This window comes from Borreliella spielmanii, from assembly GCF_014201705.1.
Taxonomy (GTDB): domain Bacteria; phylum Spirochaetota; class Spirochaetia; order Borreliales; family Borreliaceae; genus Borreliella; species Borreliella spielmanii.
In genome coordinates this window covers 1-3,947 of record NZ_JACHFA010000018.1, presented here as the reverse complement: position 1 = coordinate 3,947, position 3,947 = coordinate 1, and the positions used below count along the sequence as shown (strand labels likewise).

At 27.5% G+C, this 3,947-nt stretch carries 5 protein-coding genes; 4 read left to right on the top strand and 1 reads right to left on the bottom strand.

What is annotated here, in order from left to right:
• Both HNR35_RS05530 and HNR35_RS05525 read left to right on the top strand, forming a co-directional pair.
• Positions 1-816 (top strand): DUF244 domain-containing protein (locus HNR35_RS05530; protein ID WP_183224486.1); only part of this gene is annotated, 816 nt, incomplete at its 5' end.
• Between the two features lie 51 nt (positions 817-867).
• Positions 868-1,293, top strand: a complete 426-nt coding sequence (locus HNR35_RS05525; protein WP_183224484.1) for a DUF261 domain-containing protein — start codon at positions 868-870, stop codon at positions 1,291-1,293.
• Positions 1,294-1,295: 2 nt separating this feature from the next.
• Here the strand turns inward: HNR35_RS05525 and HNR35_RS05520 are convergent, their stop codons facing one another.
• On the bottom strand, positions 1,296-2,072 hold the full coding sequence (locus HNR35_RS05520) for a tyrosine-type recombinase/integrase (RefSeq protein ID WP_183224482.1): 777 nt from the start codon (positions 2,070-2,072) through the stop codon (positions 1,296-1,298).
• Positions 2,073-2,502: 430 nt separating this feature from the next.
• Here HNR35_RS05520 and HNR35_RS05515 point away from each other — a divergent pair, with 430 nt between their 5' ends.
• Together HNR35_RS05515 and HNR35_RS05510 are read left to right on the top strand one after the other, a co-directional pair.
• Complete coding sequence (locus HNR35_RS05515) at positions 2,503-3,009, top strand: Erp family outer-surface lipoprotein (RefSeq protein WP_183224480.1); 507 nt, start codon at positions 2,503-2,505, stop codon at positions 3,007-3,009.
• Positions 3,010-3,036: 27 nt separating this feature from the next.
• Complete coding sequence (locus tag HNR35_RS05510) at positions 3,037-3,720, top strand: ErpL protein (protein WP_183224478.1); 684 nt, start codon at positions 3,037-3,039, stop codon at positions 3,718-3,720.
• The last annotated feature ends 227 nt before the right edge of the window (positions 3,721-3,947 follow it).

The following is a 3,947-nucleotide window of genomic DNA, read 5'->3' as shown; positions in this document are numbered from 1 at the left end:
ATTGATGGCTGGTTTATGAATATTTATAACGATTTAGAGCTTTTAGAGATTAAGAGTAGTGACTCTACTTATATGAGTAGCGCTATTGAAGAGTACAATAGAAATGGCAATTTCTTAAGTAGCAAGTATTTTTTCAAATACTATGTGCAGGCACAAATGCAGCTAGCATGTACCGGGCTTGAGTATTGTAATTTATTCTTTTTAATCGACGCTGCACCAGTTAATTGCAAGATAAAAAGAAATGATGCTTTAATATCAAAAGTGCTTGAATTTGTTCTTAAATGTGAACAAGAAGTTTTCGATTTAAGAAACGCAATTGTTAAAACCGATCAGTTTAAGTTATTAATATCAAATAATCATGATAATGATGCGTTTATTAAACTTGTCGAAGAGTTTGTAGTAAATAGTGATTTTTACCAATCTGGAGTTGAGTTTGATTGGATAAAAGAATTTGTAGAGTATGTTGCGTGTATAGACCTTGAGATTAAAACCGAGCAGTCAGCTGCAAATCTTGAATGTGAACTTATTGAGATTAATAAATTAAAATCAGAACTGACTAAAATTCAAAATGAAAACAAAAAAAGAGAAAAACCTATAAAAGATTTGCTTAAAATTAAAATTGATAATATTTTAGATAAATATCCACTAATTAATCATACACATGTAAATTATAGATTTAAAGAATTTGTATTTAATTATGATCCTAAGAAAAGAGCAATATCAGACAGATTTAAAGAGCTTATACCAATAAATAATAAAGTCTTTGTGCCAAGCAATATAAGCAATATAGTATATGAAAATAGTGTCCCCTTTTAAGTGGGGGCACTAAAAAATTAAAAAAATTATTTAACATCGGAGGTTTAAAAAATGCTTATTAGTAAAATAAAACAAAACAATAGGAGTTTACTCGGAGAAATACAAAGATGGGGGTGCTACTTTTTATGCTTGCATTACTATATAAGTGTATTTAAGAAGCTTGAATTTAATGTTTTTGGGATAAATGTAGCGTATCGCAGATTTTTAGGACTTGGGTATATTAAAAGCAATTGTTTTATTAAAGACCCATGTATGATACTAAATTACTATGGGATTAGAACTAGTGTGAGATATGAATCTTTTGGCTACTTTGCAACTGCTAATGAATTTGAAATAAGTGAAGTGAAAATCATGGATGTTAATGGTTCACACTTTATTGCTACAAAAGACCAAGAAATACTATATGATTCACTTGATTTAAAGGCACGTGGGAAACTATTTAAAGTAACTTCAAAGCGTATATTTAAACATAGATAGCGTTATAGCTTTAAGCTATTTTTAGCAAATTTATAAGCTTGAATTTTGTTTGCAGAAGAGAGTCCGTAGATATTATCAATTTCATGGGTTGAAGAATATTTCATAAGTTCTTTAATTTGAAAAGAATTGTATCCATTGGATTTTAAATTAGAAATAAATAAATTTCTACATAAATGAAGCGATTTATTTACTTTAAAGCCCGATTTTTTAAGAAGATTTTTAAATTTTCTAGAAATGTTGATAATGCTAATTTGGTTATCTTTAAATTTGTGTTTGGTTTTTTGAAAAAGATAAGTACGCCTTGTATCAAGATTTTTATCTTCGAAATGATTTTTGTGAGCTGTTTGAATAGCATCAAACTCCTTAGAGTTGATAACAATTTCTCTAATACAGGTGACACTTCTTTTTTTTGCCACATTTACTTTTATATTGTAATAAATTTCTCCGGTTTTGCTTGATAATTGGGTAATATCTTGCATTTTTACTTTTTGCATTTCAGTACCCCTACACCCACTTATTGAGAGTAGATGTACGAACCATCCAGATATTGGATCAGTTTGTTTTAATTGTTTTATACATTTTTCAATTAGTTTGCTAGTTTTAGGAGTTAAGTAGAACTTGGGGCTGGGTTTTAAATTTTCTTTTTTAGTTTTAGTTGAATTTTCTAGTGTATTTTTAAGAATTTTATTTTCATCTATTAGTTTTTGATAATCTTTTAGTAGTTTAAGAATAAAATCCGTGTCCCCTTTATTTAAATTAAGATAATTATTAATGTCCATAAAGTCCTCTTTTTACAAGTGTTACTTTTAAATTAAGTAAAAGTAATAAAAATATATAAAAATTGCAGTTTACATTTTACCAAAAACTTAAAATTTTAGTCAAATTATGGTGCTTCTCATTGTATGCAGAATTTAGGTTGTAGAGTAGCTGTAAAGAGCAGAAGTGTAGATTTTTAAGGGGGTCGGATAAGAAAGATACTATACTTTAACTGATATATAGCAAATACTTGGAAATTTAATTTGTATGTGTTTTATAGTCTTTTGTAATGAGTCTGCCATTTGCAATGGAGAGATTTTCAAGAGTTGGTTAAAATTACATTCGAGTTTTGTTACTTTGTAATTCAAAATGTAACAAGATTAGATATTTTAAACATTATAAAAAATTGAATTTATTAGGTGTTGCGTTATGTTTTGCCTTACGGAGTAACTTATGAATAAAAAAATGAAAATACTTATTATTTATGCTGTTTTTGCACTGTTTGGTTCTTGTGGAAATTTTACAAGTAGTTTAGGTGAGCAAGTAAGTGATGATACAATAAAATTTTCTGAATTTACTGTAAAAATTAAAAATAAAGATAATAGTGGGAAATGGATAGACTTAGGAACTTTAGTTGTAAGAAAAGAAGAAGATGGTATTGCAACGGGTTTAAATGCTACTGAGGGGCATTCAGCTACGTTATTTTCATTAGAAAACTCAGAAATTAACAACTTTGTAAAAGCAATGACTAAAGGTGGATCATTTAAAACTAGTTTATATTATGGATATAGGGAACAAAGCACTGAAAAGGGTATCCAAAATAAAGAGATAATAACAAAGATGGAAACCATTGATGGTTCTGAACATATTACATTTTCAGGAGATAAAATTAAAGACTCAGGAGATAAAACTGCTGAATATGCAATATCACTAGAAGAACTTAAGAAGAATTTAAAATAGAAATTCAAAGTATAGAAGAGAATAATTATGAATAAAAATATGAGAATGTTTATTATTTGTACTGTTTTTGCATTGATAATTTCTTGCAAGAATTATGTAAATGGTCAATCTTCAGAAACTTCAGAACAAAGTTTAGAAATTCCACAACAAATAGAACAAGAAATAAAAAAAGAATTTAATGGATTGTTAAATATTTTAGAGACAAAAGATTTAAATACATTAGATGGAAAAGATACAAAAGAGATTGAAAAAATAATTCAAGACTTAAAGGAAAAAATAGAAAAAACGGATTCTAAAAAAACTCCCCTTAAAACATATTCTGGGTATGAAGAACAAATAAAAAAAATAAGAGAAAAATTAAAAGGGAAAAATCTTGAAGATAAATTAAAAGAACTTGAAGAGAGCTTAAAAAATAAAAAAGAGGAAAGAAAAAAAGCTTTACAAGAGGCTAAGCAAGAATTTGAAAAGTTTAAGGGACAAGTTGGTAGTGCAACTGGAGTTACTGATGGTGATCAATCTCGAAATCAAGGGAAAGTTGGAGGGCAAGCGTGGACAAAAGCTAGAGAATATGGGTTAAGTGTAAATTCTACTAGTTCTGGTACTGATACAGGTGTTATGTCAAGTGGAATAATAGATGATGCACTTAAGCAAATTGAAGAAGAACTTAAAAATATTGGGGAAGAGGCTCAAAATTCAGAAAAGAAAAAGTAATAAAAAATGGTTTTATAAGCATAAATTATGAAAAACAAGACTATTAGATAGTCTTGTTTTTATTTATGAGTATTAAGTTCGCTAAAATGTTTAGTTAAGGTTTTATATTAAACATTTTTCAGTAGTTATTGCAGTTCCTCCTTTGCTAAAATTTTAGCATATATATATAAGGAAGTTATCAGTTTATGTTAATAATTGAAAAGGTATTGTTTAAGATAATATGTTTT